Origin of the sequence: Streptomyces sp. NPDC001480 (assembly GCF_042894725.1) — a bacterium.
GTDB lineage: Bacteria > Actinomycetota > Actinomycetes > Streptomycetales > Streptomycetaceae > Streptomyces.
On sequence record NZ_JBIAVX010000001.1, the window covers coordinates 225,087 to 241,817 of the forward strand.

General features: G+C 73.6%; 16 protein-coding genes. 9 read left to right on the forward strand and 7 right to left on the reverse strand.

The features are described from left to right. Nucleotides 1–6 precede the first annotated feature (6 nt). From ACFY01_RS01000 to ACFY01_RS01020, 5 genes are all read left to right on the forward strand, one after another. Complete coding sequence (locus ACFY01_RS01000) at nucleotides 7–1,416, forward strand: serine/threonine-protein kinase (RefSeq protein ID WP_390733489.1); 1,410 nt, start codon at nucleotides 7–9, stop codon at nucleotides 1,414–1,416. Between the two features lie 151 nt (nucleotides 1,417–1,567). After that, entirely contained in the window at nucleotides 1,568–2,275 is a 708-nt protein-coding gene (locus tag ACFY01_RS01005; protein ID WP_390733490.1) for a DUF4232 domain-containing protein, read from the forward strand. A gap of 237 nt (nucleotides 2,276–2,512) precedes the next feature. Continuing rightward, nucleotides 2,513–3,748 carry a hypothetical protein gene (locus tag ACFY01_RS01010; RefSeq protein WP_390733491.1) on the forward strand — a complete coding sequence of 412 codons (1,236 nt, stop codon included), beginning with the start codon at nucleotides 2,513–2,515 and terminating at the stop codon, nucleotides 3,746–3,748. A 23-nt stretch (nucleotides 3,749–3,771) separates the two neighbouring features. After that, nucleotides 3,772–5,067, forward strand: a complete 1,296-nt coding sequence (locus ACFY01_RS01015) for an arsenic transporter (RefSeq protein WP_390733492.1) — start codon at nucleotides 3,772–3,774, stop codon at nucleotides 5,065–5,067. 62 nt (nucleotides 5,068–5,129) lie between these two features. Next, on the forward strand, nucleotides 5,130–5,624 hold the full coding sequence (locus tag ACFY01_RS01020; RefSeq protein ID WP_390733493.1) for a universal stress protein: 495 nt from the start codon (nucleotides 5,130–5,132) through the stop codon (nucleotides 5,622–5,624). 157 nt (nucleotides 5,625–5,781) lie between these two features. On the opposite strand, the gene ACFY01_RS01025 is transcribed toward ACFY01_RS01020, so the two are convergent. Then, entirely contained in the window at nucleotides 5,782–7,998 is a 2,217-nt protein-coding gene (locus tag ACFY01_RS01025; RefSeq protein ID WP_390733494.1) for a ricin-type beta-trefoil lectin domain protein, read from the reverse strand. Between the two features lie 292 nt (nucleotides 7,999–8,290). Then, nucleotides 8,291–9,223: a helix-turn-helix domain-containing protein gene (locus ACFY01_RS01030; RefSeq protein ID WP_390733495.1), complete on the reverse strand. Its 933-nt coding sequence runs from the start codon at nucleotides 9,221–9,223 to the stop codon at nucleotides 8,291–8,293. 73 nt (nucleotides 9,224–9,296) lie between these two features. Between ACFY01_RS01030 and ACFY01_RS01035 the strand changes: the two genes are divergently transcribed. Next, the gene (locus tag ACFY01_RS01035; RefSeq protein ID WP_390733496.1) at nucleotides 9,297–10,133 is read left to right on the forward strand and encodes a phytanoyl-CoA dioxygenase family protein; all 837 of its coding nucleotides are present in this window, start codon (nucleotides 9,297–9,299) and stop codon (nucleotides 10,131–10,133) included. A 3-nt stretch (nucleotides 10,134–10,136) separates the two neighbouring features. Here ACFY01_RS01035 and ACFY01_RS01040 read toward each other — a convergent pair whose 3' ends face one another. Continuing rightward, nucleotides 10,137–11,105 (reverse strand): aldo/keto reductase, encoded by a 969-nt coding sequence (locus tag ACFY01_RS01040; RefSeq protein ID WP_390733497.1) that lies wholly within the window; start codon nucleotides 11,103–11,105, stop codon nucleotides 10,137–10,139. A gap of 183 nt (nucleotides 11,106–11,288) precedes the next feature. Here ACFY01_RS01040 and ACFY01_RS01045 point away from each other — a divergent pair, with 183 nt between their 5' ends. Both ACFY01_RS01045 and ACFY01_RS01050 read left to right on the forward strand, forming a co-directional pair. Continuing rightward, nucleotides 11,289–12,146, forward strand: a complete 858-nt coding sequence (locus tag ACFY01_RS01045) for an endo alpha-1,4 polygalactosaminidase (protein ID WP_390733498.1) — start codon at nucleotides 11,289–11,291, stop codon at nucleotides 12,144–12,146. 124 nt (nucleotides 12,147–12,270) lie between these two features. Continuing rightward, nucleotides 12,271–13,128: a hypothetical protein gene (locus ACFY01_RS01050; protein WP_390733499.1), complete on the forward strand. Its 858-nt coding sequence runs from the start codon at nucleotides 12,271–12,273 to the stop codon at nucleotides 13,126–13,128. Here ACFY01_RS01050 and ACFY01_RS01055 read toward each other — a convergent pair. Both ACFY01_RS01055 and ACFY01_RS01060 read right to left on the reverse strand, forming a co-directional pair. Beyond that, nucleotides 13,125–13,664 carry a flavoprotein gene (locus ACFY01_RS01055; protein ID WP_390733500.1) on the reverse strand — a complete coding sequence of 180 codons (540 nt, stop codon included), beginning with the start codon at nucleotides 13,662–13,664 and terminating at the stop codon, nucleotides 13,125–13,127. The two genes, ACFY01_RS01050 and ACFY01_RS01055, sit on opposite strands and share 4 nt — an antisense overlap. Before the next feature lie 9 nt (nucleotides 13,665–13,673). Beyond that, nucleotides 13,674–14,132 carry a nuclear transport factor 2 family protein gene (locus ACFY01_RS01060; RefSeq protein WP_390733501.1) on the reverse strand — a complete coding sequence of 153 codons (459 nt, stop codon included), beginning with the start codon at nucleotides 14,130–14,132 and terminating at the stop codon, nucleotides 13,674–13,676. 98 nt (nucleotides 14,133–14,230) lie between these two features. Here ACFY01_RS01060 and ACFY01_RS01065 point away from each other — a divergent pair, with 98 nt between their 5' ends. Then, complete coding sequence (locus ACFY01_RS01065; protein WP_390733502.1) at nucleotides 14,231–14,815, forward strand: TetR/AcrR family transcriptional regulator; 585 nt, start codon at nucleotides 14,231–14,233, stop codon at nucleotides 14,813–14,815. 434 nt (nucleotides 14,816–15,249) lie between these two features. On the opposite strand, the gene ACFY01_RS01070 is transcribed toward ACFY01_RS01065, so the two are convergent. Continuing rightward, a complete protein-coding gene (locus ACFY01_RS01070) occupies nucleotides 15,250–15,450 on the reverse strand; it encodes a ferredoxin (protein ID WP_390733503.1) in 201 nt (66 codons plus the stop codon). 12 nt (nucleotides 15,451–15,462) lie between these two features. Further along, nucleotides 15,463–16,683 carry a cytochrome P450 gene (locus ACFY01_RS01075; RefSeq protein WP_390733504.1) on the reverse strand — a complete coding sequence of 407 codons (1,221 nt, stop codon included), beginning with the start codon at nucleotides 16,681–16,683 and terminating at the stop codon, nucleotides 15,463–15,465. Nucleotides 16,684–16,731 lie beyond the last annotated feature (48 nt).

Consider the following 16,731-nt stretch of genomic DNA (forward strand, 5'->3'; position numbering starts at 1 on the left):
AGTCCTATGCACTCCCTCGAGCGGATCGGCCGCTATCGCCTGCAACGGTGCCTGGGCTCCGGCGCGTTCGGCACGGTGTGGCTCGCCCACGACGACCAGCTCGAGGCCCCGGTGGCGGTCAAGGTCCTCGCCGAGAACTGGTCCCACCGCCTCGATGTGCGCGACCGGTTCCTGTCCGAGGCACGACTGCTGCGCAAGGCCGACTCCGGCCGGGTGGTGCAGGTCTACGACATCGGTGAACTACCGGACGGCAGGCCGTACTTCGTCATGGAGTACGCCGACGCGGGCACCCTCGCCGACCGGCTGGCGGCCGGCCCGCTGCCGGTGCCCGAGGCGCTGCGGCTGACGGCGCTGGCCGCCCGGAGCGCGGCGGCCCTGCACGAGGCGGGGATCGTGCACCGGGACGTCAAGCCGAGCAATGTGCTGCTGCGCACCGCGCCGGACGGCAGTCGCCGGGTGCTGCTGGCCGATCTGGGGCTGGCCAAGAGCCTGGCGCAGGCCTCCGGGCTGACCCTGGCCGCCGGCTCGGCCGGGTACCAGCCGCCGGAGCAGGCCCAGCCCGGCACGGGCATCGACGCCCGGGCCGACGTGTACGGCCTGGGCGCGGTCGGCTACGAGCTGGTGACCGGCACGGTGCCGGGCCCGCCGGGCCGGGTGGTACCCCCGCAGCGGCTGCGTCCGGACCTCGCCGACGATGTGCAGCGCGCCCTGATGCGGGCGCTGGAGCCGGACCGGGAGCGGCGCTGGCCGGGCGCGCAGGCACTCGCCGACGAGCTGGACCGGCTGGCCGCGCGGGTGTCCGTGCCCCCGCGCCGGCGCCGGCTCGACGGTGTGCGCGGGAGGATCGGGGTCCTGACCCTCTCGGTCGCCGCGGTGCTCGCCGCCGCGGCCGCCGCCGGCACGGTGACGCTGCTGCACCAGCGCTCCTCGTCGGGTTCCCCGGCCGACGTGGTGCGGGTGAAGGACTCCACGGGCCGGATCGTGGCCGAGGTGCCCTCCGGCTGGGGCCGTCAACTGCGCGACGCCGGCTGGAATCCCGAGGACCTCGGTCTGCCCACCGGGCACGAGCCCGGACTCGCGGTCGCCGACGACCTCGCGAAGTGGCCGGATCTGGACGCTGACGTGGACGGCGTGTTCGTCGGCCTGAGCGAGCACGGCGACGTCACGGCGAGGGTGAACGCCCTCGCCCACAGCGGCTGCCACTACGACGGTGGCCGCGCCTACACCGGAGCGCACTGGCAGGGCCGGGTCCGCAGCTGGAGCGACTGCCCGGGCGGCGGCTCGATCAGCGAGAGCGCGCTGCGCCCGGCGAGCGGCAAGGCGGAGCCGCAGCTGTATGTACAGATACGCCGAACCGACAACACCGGCGCCACCGGCGCCACGGACCGCATACTCCGCTCCCTGCGGGTCACCTGAGGGTGGAGAACGGGGAAGAACGGGTGAAAAAACCGCGCGGACCGCGAACTTATCCGGCGGAACGCGCATCGGACTCTCATGACGGCGCACCAGGCGCCGACGGCACGCGGCCCCATGGCGCGTGCCACGACCAGCAGGAGTGTTGAGAGACATGGCGTACACGTCCCAGTCCTTGCGTCGAGCGGTCGTGCTCGGGAGCGCGGTCGCCGTGCTGGGTCTTCTGAGCGCCTGCGGCAACGACACCGGAAACGGTGCTCCGCAGAAGGTTCCGGGCAACGCCTCGCCCGCGTCGGACGGGCCGACGGGTGCGACGGACACGGCGGGCGGCAGCGGCCCGGCGTCGAAGAGCGCCGCCGCCCCGAGCGGCAGTACGCCGTCCTCGCCGACGCCGACCGGCAAGGCGGGCACGGGCGGCGACGGCACGGGGAACACCGTCGCGAGCACCCGCTGCCACACCTCCGAGCTGAGCGCGGCGGTGGGCCGCAACAACCCGGGCGCGGGCCAGGAGAACTTCCCCATCGTGCTCACCAACAAGTCGGCCCGGACCTGCACGCTGCGCGGCTATCCCGGCTCCGCCTTCGTGAACGCCTCCGGCACCCAGCTCGGCCCGGACCCCAAGCGTTCCTCCGGCAAGGCCACCACGGTCACGCTGAAGCCCGGCGGGAGCGCCTGGGCGGGGCTGACCTTCTCCAACCCGGAGGTCAGCGGCGCGAAGACGGCGTCCCCCGCCGCGCTCCTGGTCACCCCGCCGGACGAGCGGGACCAGCTGAAGGTGAAGTGGACGGCCGGCCCAGTGCCGGTGTCCGGCAACTCCTCGTCCGTCTTCCTGACCGTCTTCAGCCCCGGCACCGGCGCCTGATCCCCTCACTCCCCCCACACACAGGCGCATACCCGCCGGACCCTCGTGTCCCCTGATCCGGACCCCGCTGCCCCACTCCCCCGGCAGCGGGGTTCTTCATGGCCGCGTCCCGACTGTCACAGGACGGAAACAGGCGCCGTCCGCCCCGATCTTTCCGCCGCGAGTGCCCATCGAACCCGTCGACCGCACAGCGAGAAGGCCCCGACGGGGCCGCGACGAGGGAATCGGGGACGAGACATGAGCGGCATCTCACGCAGGCGTCTCATGACCGCGGGAGCGACGGCGGGCGCGCTGGGCGCCCTGTCCGCCTGCTCGGCCGGAGGGCTGTCCGTGGGCGGCGGCTCCGGGAGCGGCCGGAGCACGGCGCAGGCCCGGCCGGTGAAGAAGATCGGCGACGGTTCCACCGCGGACACCGGGGCGCAGCCGCACCAGCCGAAGGCGACGAGGATGAAGGCGGGGACCAAGCCGCCGCAGTTCGTGGTGTTCTCCTGGGACGGCGCGGGCGAGCTGAGCAACGGGCTGTTCTCCCGGTTCCGCAAGGTGGCCGCCGACCACGGCGCCAAGATGACCTTCTTCCTCAGCGGCATCTACGCGCTGCCCGAGTCCAAGAAGCACCTGTACCACCCGCCGCAGCACCCGGTCGGCGCCTCCGCGATCGGCTACCTCGCCGACCGGCACATCCACGCCACGCTCCAGCAGGTGCGTTCCGCCTGGCTGGAGGGCCACGAGATCGGCACGCACTTCAACGGGCACTTCTGCGGCGCGGACGGGGTGCGCAACTGGTCGAGCGCGGAGTGGCGCAGCGAGATCGACCAGGCGGTCCGCTTCGTCACCGAGTGGAGGACCAACACCGGCTTCACCGACCTGGAGCCGCTGCCCTTCGACTACCGCAAGGAGCTGATCGGCGGCCGCACCCCGTGCCTGGAGGGCCAGACCGCGCTGCTGCCCACGGCGGCGGCGCTGGGCTGGAAGTACGACGCCAGTTCCCCCGGCGGCCTCCAGATATGGCCGGGCAAGGTGCAGGGCGACCGGATCTGGGACTTCCCGTTGCAGTCCATACCGTTCTCCGGCCACTCCTTCCAGGTCCTCTCGATGGACTACAACATGATGTTCAACCAGTCCGCCGGAAACCCCCTCGGTGACCGCTCCCAGTACGACGCCTGGCGCACCCAGGCGCGTGACACCTATGTGGCGGGCTTCCACCGCGCCTACACCACCAACCGCGCGCCCATGTTCATCGGCAACCACTTCGAGCGCTGGAACGGCGGCATCTACATGGACGCCGTCGAGGAGGCCATCGGCCGGATGGCCGAGTACGACGACGTGCGCTTCGTCTCCTTCAAGCAGCTCGTGGCGTGGCTGGAGGCGCAGGACCCGGCCGTGCTGCGCAAGCTGCGTACGCTGAGCCCCGGGCAGTCCCCGACCGGCGGCTGGGAGGAGTTCCTGGGCGGTGCGGGGACGCGGTCGTCGTAGTCCTCTCACCTTCGTCTGTTTTCATGGGGCGCGCACTTGCCGATCACCTCGCGGAGGGCCGTCCCCTGAACACCCCGCTGGCCGAGGCCCTGTCCGTCGTCCTGCTCGTCGCCGTGCTCGCCTGGGCCGTGGTGCGGCCCTTCGGGTGGCCGGAGGCGGTGATGGCCGTGCCCGCCGCCGGGATCGCCGTCGCCACCGGCGCGATCTCCCTGGAACACGCCCGGGCCGAGGCGGAGCGGCTGGGCCCGGTGGTCTGGTTCCTGGCGGCGGTGCTGGTGCTCGCCCATTTCTGCGATGTCGAGGGGCTGTTCGAGGCCTGCGGGGCATGGATGGGCCGACGGGCGGCCGGGCGGCCGGTGCGGCTGCTGACGGCGGTGTTCGCGCTGGCGTCGGTGATCACGGCCGTGCTCAGTCTGGACGCGACGGTCGTGCTGCTGACGCCGGTGGTGTTCGCCACGGCCGCCCGCACCGGGGTACGGCCCAAGCCGCACGTCTACGCCTGCACCCATCTGTCGAACACGGCGTCGCTGCTGCTGCCGGTGTCCAATCTGACGAACCTGCTGGCGTTCGCGGCGAGCGGGCTGAGCTTCACCCGGTTCGCCGCGCTGATGGCGCTGCCGTGGCTGGTGGCGGTCGGCGCCGAGTACGCGGTGTTCCGGCGGTTCTTCGCCCGCGACCTGTCGGCGGCGGCCCCGGGACCGAAGGGGGCCGCCGAGCCGCCCGGGTTGCCGCTGTTCGCGCTGGTGACCGTGGTCTGCACGCTGGCGGGGTTCGTGGTGGCGTCCGCGGCCGGCGTCGATCCGGCGTGGGCGGCGACGGCGGGGGCGCTGGTGCTCGCCGGGCGGGCCCTGCTGCGAGGGCGGGCGACGCCCGTGACGGTGGTGCGGGCGGCGGCGCCCGGGTTCCTGGCGTTCGTGCTGGCGCTGGGCATCGTGGTGCGGGCGGTGGTGGACAACGGGCTCGCCGACGCCCTCGGTCACGTCCTGCCCGGCGGTACGGGGCTGCCGGCGCTGCTGGGCATCGCCGCGCTGGCCGCCGTCCTGGCCAATCTGATCAACAACCTGCCCGCCGTACTGGTCCTGCTGCCGCTGACCGCGCCGGCCGGGCCGGGTGCCGTGCTGGCGGTACTGCTCGGGGTGAACATCGGCCCGAACCTGACGTACGCGGGGTCGCTGGCGACGCTGCTGTGGCGGCGGATCGTGCACCAGCACGAACACGACGTGGATCTCGGGGAGTTCACCCGGCTGGGGCTGCTCGCCGTGCCGTCGGCTCTCGTCCTGGCCGTGGTGGCACTGTGGGGTTCGCTCCAGGTGGTGTGAGACGGATGGTGTGAGACAAGTCTTGTGAGACAGGTCGTACGCGACCGAGGGAGGCCGACCGAATGCGTGTGATCGTGTGGCTGGTGGAAGGCACCTGGCCCGCCTGCGTGGACGCCGTGCGCACCCACGCCCCCACGGCGTCCGACGTGGTCCTGCTGCACGTCAGCGGGCCGGACGTGCCGGGCCTCGCGCACGGCGCCTTCGCCGGGCTGCTCGGCCGCGGACGCCCCGGCCGGGATCCCGGCACCCGGCTGGAGGACCTGGGTGGCAGCTCGGCGGCCGAACTCCTCGAGGCGGCGGCCGAGCGGCTGGGGCGGCCCTGCGTCAGGCTGGAGCGGTCCGGGCGGGTCGAGCGGGAGGTGGTGGCCGCCTGTGAGGGCGCCGGTCTGCTGGTGCTGGCCCGCGACGGCGACCGGGCCCGGCTCGGCCCGCACAGCCTCGGGCCCGCCGCCCGCTTCGTCGTCGACCACGCGCCCTGCCCGGTACTGCTGGTGTGGCCGGAGGCAGCACCGGACCTGACGACGCTGCCGCCTCCCCCGCCACCGCACCACCGCTAAGCGCTCCGCTGGAAGTGCCGCGATGTGCCGCCGCTCGTCCACTGCATCGTCGTGGCTGGTCGCGCAGTTCCCCGCGCCCCTTCGGTGCGCTACCGAACCGCAGCGGACTTCACCTGGCCTGCTCAGGGCCCGTTCGCCACGAGCCGCCGGCGGCCGCTCAGCGTCCGCCGTGTCCCGAGCCGTAGCCGCCGTAGCCGCTGTTGCCCCATCCGCCGCCGCCGTACTGGCCGCCGTTGCCGTACTGGCCGCCGTTGCCGTCCTGGTCGCAGTAGTACGGGTTGTACGCGCACATGTCGGTGGAGCCGCCGGTGCTCGACGGCGTCGGCCGGGCGCTGGACGCGGTGGCCGACGGGCTGGGTTCCGGCGACGGGGTCTTCGGCGCGGACTTGGGCGCGGCCGGGGTCGGGGAGGCCGTCAGCGGGGTGCTGTCGGCGTCCCAGTTGACGTTCTGCATCTGGAGGTCGGGCTTGGAGGTGTCCATGGCCCAGCGCTGCACGTCGCTGTCCGCGCGGGTCTTGACCACGAGGGCGCCGGCGCCGTCGGTGGCGGCGGGGGCGAGCGCCAGGTCCTGTTGCCCGCGCGGCACCAGGGCGCCCTGGAGAGTGAAGTCGTAGCGGAGGTTCGTGCCGGTCGCGGCCGTGCACGGGGCGAGCTGGACCGAGTAGCCGAGGTGGGAGTCGAGGCACAGGCCGGGGTCGGCGTCGTTGCGCAGCAGTCCGTCGGAGTCGTACGTCCACTGCTGGCTCGCGGTGGAGGAGCAGGTGGTGAGCTCGGTCTCGGCGCCCTTGACGGCCTTCTTGCCGACGATGCCGACGCAGAGCCCGGAGGCGATGTTGTGCAGCCGGCCGCGCAGGGCGCCCTTGGCGGTCTGGCCGGATCCGACCCAGGACGGGTTGGTGGTCGCGGAGCCGGAGTTGGGCTTGCCCGCGTCCTTGCCGCTCGCGACGGGATCGGCGCCGTCGCCGGAGCCCAGCACCGTCCACAGCACCAGCGGCAGGACGACCAGACCGCTCACCGTCGCCACGGCCACGGCGAGGTTGCGGCGCCGGACCCGGCGGGCCGCGCGTAGCGCGGAACGACGGGTGGCGGAACGCGCGGACGGGCCGGGCGCGGAGGTGTCGGAGGCGGCCGCGGTGGTGGCGGCAGCGGGTTCCGTCCCGGGCGCGGACGCGCGCGAGGCCGTACGGCGCCGGGAGCGGGGCGCGGTCCGGCCGGAGCCGGCGGGCTCGGCGCGGCGCGCGGAACGACCGGTGGCGGAGCGCGGTTGACGTGGTTCGGTGCCGGGCGCGGGCGGGGCGGGCGCGAAGCCCTGTCCCGCCGCGGGAGCGGCTTGAGCGGCCGCGAGGTGCTCGCCGCCCGCCGGGCCCGGTGCCGGGGCGGGGATGGGATCGCCGCCCACGACTGCGGGGGCGGGATCGGTGAACGACTCACCGCCGACGAACGCGGGGGCGGGGCCGGTGAAGGCCTCCCCGCCCGTGAGTCCGGCCGCGATGGCGGCCGCGTGCGCGCTGCCGGCCGGTCCGTCGCCGGCTTCCCGCTCGGCGAGGGCCGCCCGGGCTTCCACATAGGCCGCGGCGCCCCAGCCGAGCACCGCCTCGGCCAGTGCGAGGCCGAGCCCGGTGTTGAACCGGTCCAGCTGGTCGGCGGTGTCCCGGCAGTGCCCGCAGCCGTTCAGATGCTGCTGGAGGTCGGGGTCGACGTCGACGCCGGCCCGCCGGTAGGTCACGTCGAGCATCCGGCTGTAGCGCAGGCAGTCGTCCTGGTCGGAGAGTTCCCGGTGGGCCTGGAGGCACTCGTCGCGCAGCCGCTCCCGGGCGCGCCGGAGTTCCACGCGGGCGCCCTCCTCGTCGAGGCCGAGCAGTCCGGCGGGTATCTCGAGGGGCTCGGACTCGACCTCGGCGTGCCACAGCACGGCGCGGGCGGACTGGGGCAGCCGCTGGAACGCGCGGGAGATGAGGCGCCGGTGCGCGGACGGCAGCAGCCGGGCCGCCGCGCGGTCGCCGTCGCCGGGGCCGGGGCGCAGGCCGGGGTGGAGGAGTTCCTGCCGGCCGTCGTTGTCCCACTCCGCGGCGATGCGGCGCACGGTGACCAGGAGCTGGGGCCGCCAGGCGGAGGTCGGCCCCGCCTGTCTGAGGGAGGCGCCGAAGAGCCGGGTGAAGGCCGCCGTGGTGAGCATGCCGGCCGCGCGCGGTCCGTCGGTGCACAGCCGGGCGTAGGCGAAGGCCGCTTCCCAGTGCCGGTCGAGGAGTTCGCCGACGGGGTGCAGCGCGGGTGTCGCTCCTGTCCACTTCTTCAGCTCCGCGCTCAGCTGTTCGTCCGGGATGTCGAACGAGCGGGGCGGGGTGGGGGAATTCGACAGGCCTGCGTCATTCACGGCTGCATTCCTCCAAGACGCAACACAAGATTCCATCGATACCAAGGGGGGTATGCTATCCGGCCCTGCAACGCGCCCGGGACACCCGTACGGCATTCGGCACCTCGAACGTCCGCCTTGGGCAGCTCTTTTGAAGCGTGGGGGGCGTACGGGAGCGGCCTCGCACCCGCGGAGTGCGACACGGAATTGTCCGCTCGTCGACAGGGCACACCTTCGCACAGGCCAGCGGGACGGAACAAGGGACCCCCGGGTTTTACGCATAGCGCGCCCGCCTGGGGATTTTGACGAATTGTCAATAGGGCTCGTTTCCGGCTTGTCCCCTTCCCGGCACGGTAATTGCCCGGTACGTGCCCGGCGGGAGCCCGTACCGCTCCCGGAACACCCGGTTGAAGTGGAAGGGACTGGGAAATCCGGAGGCGGCGGCCACCCGCTCCACGGTCAGGTCGGTGCCCTCCAGCAGTCGGGCGGCCTGGCGCAGCCGCGCCTCGCGCAGCGCCCGCATCGGCGACCGGCCGGTCTGCCGGGTGAACAGGTGGGCGAATCGGGAGGGTGACAGCGCGACGCTCGCGGCGAGCGAGCGCACGGTGTGCCCGGCGGCGGGGTCGGCGGCGATCAGTTCCTCGGCGCGCAGGATCCGGGCGTCGGTTCCCGGCAGCGGCGCCGGCTCGCGCGCTCCGGCCGCCGCGAGCAGCACGACCTCCTCCAGCGCGCACAGCGCCAGTTCCCGCGCCGTGCTGTCGTGGGCCACGGCGACGGGGTCGTCCCCGGACGGGGCGGCGGGTGGCGCCGCGCCGCCGGGCCGGCGGACGTCGGCGAGCATGCGGGCGAAGGCCTGGCCGGCCCGGTCGCGCAGGCCGGCGGGGACGGTGGCGACGTACATCCCGTCGGCCACCGCGTACGGCCCGAGCCAGGACGCCCAGGACGGCCGGGCCTGGCAGTGGACCCACCAGAACCGCCAGTGCCGGGCGCCGGGCGCGACGGCGTAGCGCTGCCGGACGCCGGGGCCGAGCACCACCAGGTCTCCCGCGCCGGGCCGGGCCTCGGCCGCCCCCTGCCGCACCATGCCCTGCCCGCCCGTCGTCCAGGTGAACAGCCAGCTCGCCGCGCCCCCGGGTCGGTGGACGGCGTAGCCGGGTGCCTGGTCGAAACGGCCGGTCACCACCAGACCCGGCGAGGGGTCGGCGGGTACGGCAGTCACAGGCAATCCCTCAGTGGTCACGGGCATCCTCCGGTCGGGCGTTCCGGCCTAGCGTGACACCGGAGGTGACCGGACGGGGAGAGACGAAGAGGGAGAGGTCATGACAGCCATGGACAACATCGTGCCGGGCACGCCCGGGGGCCCGCGGCAGTGGGCCGGGGAGTTCGAGGAGGCCGGCTACACGGTCGTGCGGGGCCTGTTCGGGTACGACGAGATCGACAGGCTGTGCGCCGAGTTCGCGGCGCTGCACGCGGCCGGTCCGGTGCCCGGGCACTTCGAGCCCCGGACGCCGGTACCGGGGGGCGGCCCGGTCGATCCGCTGCACGCGTACCCGAGGGTCATGCAGCCGCACGAGATCAGCGGCCTCGCGCGGGACTTCCTGCTGGACGCCCGGCTGCGCACGGTCCTTCAGGCGCTGCTCGGCGAGGAGGTGCTGGCCGCGCAGAGCATGTTCTACTTCAAGCCGCCGGGCGCCCGGGGCCAGGCGCTGCACCAGGACAACTTCTATCTGCGGGTGGAGCCGGGAACGTGTGTGGCCGCATGGGTGGCCTGCGACGTGATCGACCGGGAGAACGGCGGGCTCGAAGTGGTCCCGGGCACGCACCGGATGGACCTGTTCTGCCCCGAGGAGGCGGACTCCCAACTGTCCTTCGCCCGGGAGTACGTGCCGCCGCCGCCCGGGCTGAGCACCGTGCCCGTGGACATGGTCCCCGGCGACGTCCTGTTCTTCAACGGCAGCCTGGTGCATGGCTCGTCGCCCAACCGCAGCGCCGGCCGTTTCCGCCGCTCCTTCATCGCGCACTACGTGGGCCGCTCGGCCGAGCGGATCGGCGAGTACTACCGGACGCTGTCCATGTCCGGCGACCGGGTGCCGCTGGCGCTCAGCGAGGGAGCCGGTCCGTGCGGTACGGAGTTCCCGCCGCACGGACCGCACTGACCGTCAGTGCCCGCTGATGGCGTGCGGGGTGTAGGGCGCCTGGAGCTCTTCGATCTCCTTGTCGCTCAGTTCGAGTTCCACGGCGGCCACCGCGTCCTCGATGTGCCCCGGCTTGGCGGCGCCGACGATCGGCGCCACCACCGTGTCCTGGTGCAGCAGCCAGGCGAGGGCGACCTGGGCGCGCGGGACGCCCCGGTCGCCCGCGATGCGGGTGACGGCCTCGACGATCGACCGGTCGCTCTCCGGGTACAGCCTGCTGCCGAAGTTGTCGCCGGCGCTGCGCTCGGTGGTGGTGCCCCAGTCCCGGGTGAGGCGGCCGCGGGCGAGCGGGCTCCAGGGCAGTACGCCCACGCCCTGGTCGGCGCAGAGCGGCAGCATCTCCCGCTCCTCCTCGCGGTAGAGGAGGTTGTAGTGGTTCTGCATGGACACGAACTTGGTCCAGCCGTGCCGCTCGGCCGTGTACTGCGCCTTGGAGAACTCCCAGGCGTACATCGAACTGGCGCCGATGTAGCGGACCTTGCCCGCCCTGACCAGGTCGTGCAGCGCCTCCATCGTCTCCTCGACGGGCGTGTGGTGGTCGTAGCGGTGGATCTGGTACAGGTCGACGTAGTCGGTGCCCAGCCGGCGCAGGCTGTGGTCGATCTCCGTCATGATCGCCTTGCGGGACAGCCCGGCCCCGTTGGGCCCGGGCCGCATCCGGCCGTTCACCTTGGTGGCCAGGACGATGTCGTCACGGTTCGCGAAGTCCCGCAGCGCCCGTCCGACGATCTCCTCGCTGGTGCCGTCGGAGTAGACGTTGGCCGTGTCGAAGAAGTTGACGCCCGCCTCCAGCGCCTGCCGGATCAGCGGCCGTGACGCCTCCTCCTCGAGGGTCCACTCGTGGGCGCCGCGGTCGGGCAGTCCGTAGGTCATGCAGCCCAGACAGATCCGCGAGACGTCCAGGCCCGTCGAACCGAGCTTCACGTACTGCATCGTTGCTGCTCCTGCCTTCGGGTCGGTTACCAGTGGCGAGCGTACGTCGTCGCGGGCCGCCCGCCGGGGCCGATTTGACGGCGGCCGTGGCCGGGCGTTTTGATCACACGCGGGCCGTCACTCCCTGTGCCGGCACACGACGGTGCGCGAGGCGGGTTCGTACCCGCGATTGATGGAGCGGTCATGCCCGCCAGGGGTGGTTCCCGCGCCGGAGGCCTCGGGAGGGCCACCGGCGCCGTCGTCTTCGCCGTCGTCGCGACCCTGGGACCCGCCGGGTGCGGTTCCTCCGGCGGTGCTCCGACGTCGCCCTCGTCCGGCAGGGCGTCGGAGGCGGTCCGGCTGCCACCGCGTGCCGCGGGCTTCGACTACCAGATCGGCGGCCCCTATCGCCCGCCCGCGGGTGTCCGCATCGTCAGCCGCGACCGTTCGGCGGCCCCGGCGCCGGGGCTGTACAACGTCTGCTACGTCAGCGCCTTCCAGGCCCAGCCCGAGGAGCGCGGCTCCTGGCCCGCCGACCTGCTGCTGCGCGACGCGCACGGCAAGGTGGTCATCGACGAGGACTGGAACGAGCCCCTGCTGGACATCCGGACGCCCGCCAAGCGCGAGCGGGTGGCCGAGCGGGTGAACCGCTGGATCGACGGCTGCGCGGCCAAGGGCTTCGACGCGGTCGAGCCGGACAACTACGACAGCTACACCCGCTCCCGGCACCTGCTGAGCGCCGACGACGCGACCGCCTTCATCACCCTGCTGGCACGGCACGCGCACGAACGGCACCTGGCCGTCGGCCAGAAGAACACCGCGGAGCTGGCCGGGGAGCGGAAGCGGACCGGGCTGGACTTCGCGGTGGCGGAGGAGTGCGGCGAGTACGACGAGTGCGGGACGTACGCGAAGGCCTTCGACGACCGGGTCCTCGTCGTCGAGTACTCGGACCCCGGCCTGCACAGGGCCCTCGCGAAGTTCGGCGGGCGGCTGAGCATCGTGCGCCGGGACCGGGACGTGACGACACCGGGCAGTGACGGGTACGTACGCAAGGTGCGCTGAGGCCTGGGGTTGCTGCCCGCAGGTGACCGGTCGGCGTGGGAGCGGCCGGATGATCGTATCGGTGCCGCATCCTCGGCGCAGGCGACCGGCGCCCCGCCGGTCACGGCCGTACGGAGGAACCGCCGTGCCGACACGTCCGCGCACGCTGAGGACCCTGGCCGGGGCGGCGCTGCTGCCCCTCGCCCTCGTCTCGCCCGCCTGGGGGCGGCCCGCTCCCCCGCGCGCGGTCGCGGCCGAGCCGCCGGGCACGCTGTGCGCGACCGCCGGGGTGCTGCGCGGGGAGCGCGGCCAGCGGGCCACCGTCAACCTGTGCGCGGGCAACGGCACTCCCACCATGTCCGTCTCCGCCGCGGCGACGTGCGGGCGGGCAGGGACGCGTGTGCGGTACGCCTGCCAGGCATGGGGCACGTGGACGGCCCGGCACGGCAGGACGACGGCCCTGTCCGGGGCGCTGCCCGGGTCGGCCCAGTACCCGGGCCCGGGGACGTACGACATCTCGGCCACCGTGCGCGTCCGGTCGGCGCCCGCCGGTGTCGACCTGCGGGGCACCGTGCAGGCCACCCTCACCCTCACCGCGCCCCTGCCGCAGGCGACGCACCGGGTCCAGGTCGACCGGAACACCGTGCGGGCCGACGCGGAGACCACCCTCACGTACACGGTCCGGCGCGACAGCGACGAGGGGGACGGCAGCGCGCGTTTCGGGCTCATCGGCGAGCAGGGCACCGGGGTGCGGCTGTCCACCTCCGACGCGCGCTGCGTCAACCCGCTGGTCGGCCGCTACCCGTCGAAGACCCGGCTGACCCACTCCCTGGACTGCGCGCTCACCGACCTCCAGCCGGGCCGGCCCGCCAAGGTGGTCGTCCGGGTGACGGTAGCGGGCACCTGCTCCACGCTGGTGTCCAAGCTGGGCTACTGGATGCCGCGGGGCCAGGACCTCTACACCGGCGGCGTGCTGGCCGGGCCGACGGTCACCTGCCGTTAGGTCCCGGGGTTCTCCAGCAGGTCGAGCGCCTGTTCCCACCCGAACTCCAGCCGTACACCGTCGCCGCCCGGCTCGCCCGAGTACGGGTCGCCGAACCGGACGCCCATTCCGCGCAGGCGTATCAGGCTGTCCTGGTAGGCGGGGTGGGCGGCCAGGGCGCCGGCCACGCAGGGCAGCACGGCGATCGGCACGCCGAGGCCGGCTGCCTCGCACAGGGTGCCGAGGGCGAGGGTGTCGGCGATGCCGGCCGCCCACTTGTTGATGGTGTTGAAGGTGGCGGGCGCGACCACGACGGCGTCGGGCGGCGGGAAGGGGCGCGGGTCGCCGGGGCTGCGCCAGGCGGAGCGGATCGGACGGCCGGTCTGCGTCTCGACGGCGGCGGTGTCGAAGAAGCCGCCCATCGCGACCGGCGTCGCGAGGACGCCGACCTCCCAGTCCCGCTCCTGGGCCGCGGTGATCAGCTTGCTGACGTCCGCCGCGATCCCCGCCGCGCAGACGACGAGGTAGAGGAAGGGCTTCCCGGCCTGTTCGGTCATCCCGGCACCCTACTGGAGCGGGAAGGTCAGCCCCCGCTCGGCTTCCGGCCGCGGTCCGAGGATCCGGCGCTCCGCCTCCGTGATGCGGACGTCGTTGATGCTCGCCTCCCGACGGGTCATCAGCCCCCGTCCGTCGAACTCCCACAGCTCGTTGCCGTACGACCGCCACCACTGTCCGCCGGCGTCCCGGCACTCGTACTGGAAGCGGACCGCGATGCGGTCACCGTCGAAGGCCCACAGGTCCTTGCGCAGGGCGTACTCGAGCTCGCGCGCCCACTTGGCGGTGAGGAACTCCACGATCTCCGCGCGGCCGGTGAGGAAGGTGTCGCGGTTGCGCCAGACCGAGTCCTCGGAGTAGGCGAGCGCCACGCGGTGCGGATCGCGGGTGTTCCAGGCGTCCTCGGCGGCCTGCACCTTCTGGGCGGCGGTCGCACGGGTGAACGGGGGCAGGGGCGGGCGGTCGGTCATGGCTTCCTCCTCGCAGAGAACGGTCGTTCTCCTACATGGCTGCTACCGTAGGAGAACGCACGTTCTCGCGTCAAGGAGAGGTCGGGGAAGGTCAGGGGATGTCGCACACGGACAACGAGGCCGCCCGGGAGCGGGTGCTGGACGCCGCCGAGGAGTTGTTCTACGGGCGGGGTGTCCAGTCCGTCGGCATGGACGAGATCCGGACCGCCTCCGGGGTATCGCTCAAGCGGCTCTATCAGCTCTTCCCCGCGAAGGAGCAGCTGGTCGAGGCGTATCTGGAGCGGCGGGACGAGCGCTGGCGCGGGAGGCTCGCCGAGCACGTGGAGCGCGCGGAGGACCCCGTGCGGCGGGTGCTGGCCGTCTTCGACTGGCTGGAGGGCTGGTTCGGCGAGGACGGCTTCCGCGGCTGCGCCTGGATCAACGCGCACGGCGAGCTGGGCGCCACGTCGGCGCGCGTCGCGGCCCAGGCGGTCGCGCACAAGCGCGCGTTCCGGGACTACCTCACCGCCCTCGTGACCCGGGCGGGACTGCCCGCCGCGCTGGCCGGCCCCCTGTTCCTGCTGGCGGAGGGGGCCATGGTCACGGCGGGCATCGAACACAGCACACGCCCGGCGACCGAGGCCCGGCAGGCGGCGAAGCTGCTGCTGACGACCGCCGGGGCCACTCCCGAAAGCCCCGCCTGACCACGACACCCGACGCCCCCGCCGACACACACCGCACGACCGACGGCCCCAGCCCTCCGGAGGCGGCGGAGCTGCCACCGGCTTCCACCGGCGGAGGCGGCGGAGCTGCCACCGACTTGCACCGGCGGAGCGGCGGAGCTGCCACCGACGGCCACCGTCAGTGACGGCCACGCAGCCGCGACGGCCACCGCGACCGGTCGCGCAACCACGCCTGCCCACGACGTCCGGCGGCCACGGCCACGGGCCCAGACCCGGTAACGGCCGAACTGCCGCCGGCGGCCACCGCGACCGGTGGCAGCACCCCGCCCGACCACGACGCCCGACGGCCACCGCCACGGGCCCAGACCCGGTAACCGCCGAACTGCCGCCGGCGGCCATCCGGGGCGGTTGCGGGCGCCGTGCCTGATCGGGACGTTCGGCCGCCGCCGGGGGGGTCAGTCCGCCGGGTCCCGGAGGGTGATGGCGCTGACGGGGCAGGCTCGGGCCGCCTCGCGGACCATCGGGTCGCCGTCCCCGTCCTCCCGGCCCGGGATCAGGGTGCTGTAGCCGTCGTCGTCCTGGGTGAAGACGCCGGGGGCGGCGAGGGCGCACTGCCCGGCGCCGATGCAGGCGTCCTTGTCGATGTCGATGTGCATGGCAGGAGCCTCTTACCAGGTCACGGGGAGTTCCAGCATCCCCTGGATCGTGTCGCCGGGTTTGAAGGGGATGTCCTCCGGCCGGGCGGCGAGCCGTAGCCCGGGCAGCCGCTCGAAGAGGGTGCCGAGCGCGATCTCCATCTCGGCGCGGGCCAGGTTCTGGCCGAGGCACTGGTGGATGCCGAAGCCGAAGCCGACGTGGTGGCGGGCCGGCCGGTACCAGTCGAGGGCGTCGGGCTCGGCGTAGACGGACTCGTCGCGGTTGATGACCGAGGTCGCGAAGACCACCCCGTCGCCGGCCCGGATGGTCGTCCCCTCCACCTCGATGTCCTCCAGGGCGGTCCGCAGCAGCCCGTCGGCGATCGACAGCAGCCGCATCAGCTCGTCGACGGCCGCGGGCAGCAGCGCGGGATCCGCGCGGAGCTCGGCCAGCCGCTCGGGTTGCCGGAGGAGCGTGTACGTGCCCAGGGAGATCATGTTCGCGGTGGTCTCATGGCCGGCGACCAGCAGGATGACCGCCAGGGACACGACTTCGGCACGGTCCAGCGTGCCCTCGCGCAGCCGCTGGTGGACGAGGTCGTCGAGGATGGCGCCACCGGGCTCCGGACTCTTGGCCTTGCCGTCGATCAACTCCCCGAGGTACGACTCCAGTTGGTCCCGGGCGTCGAGGGTGTCGGCGGGCTCCGGCCCGCGCAGCAGACGGCGGGACTGCTCCTCGAAGAACTCGTGGTCGGCGTACGGGACGCCCAGCAGCGAGCAGATCACCATGGAAGGCACGGGCAGCGCGAAGGCGCCGACCAGTTCGGCGGGCGGCCCCTGGCCGATCATGGCGTCGAGCCGCTCGTCGACGATCCGCTGGATGGCGGGCCGCAGTTCGGCGGCGCGCCGGAGGGTGAAGTTCGCCACCATCATCCGCCGCTGGGTGTGGTGCTCGGGGTCGTCGGCGCCCAGGAGGGCGACCTTGCGGTTGCGGGCGGCGGCGATGCGGGGGGTGGTCACCGGGAAGCCGTGGCGGGTGCGGTCGGCGGACAGTCTCGGGTCTGACAGCAGGGTGCGGGCGGCGGCGTGGCCGGTGACCAGCCAGGCCGGGCGGCCGTCGAACAGGGTGACGCGGGCCAGGGGGCGGTGCGCGCGCAGTGGGTCGTAGGCGGTCGGCGGGTGGTAGGGGCAGGTGCGGTCCTGGGGGAAGGCGACGGGCTCGGGCTGAGCCATCGATGCGGTCGATTCCGTCATGGCGGACCTCGCAGACGAAGGGTGCGGCGTGCCGATCTTCATTAGATG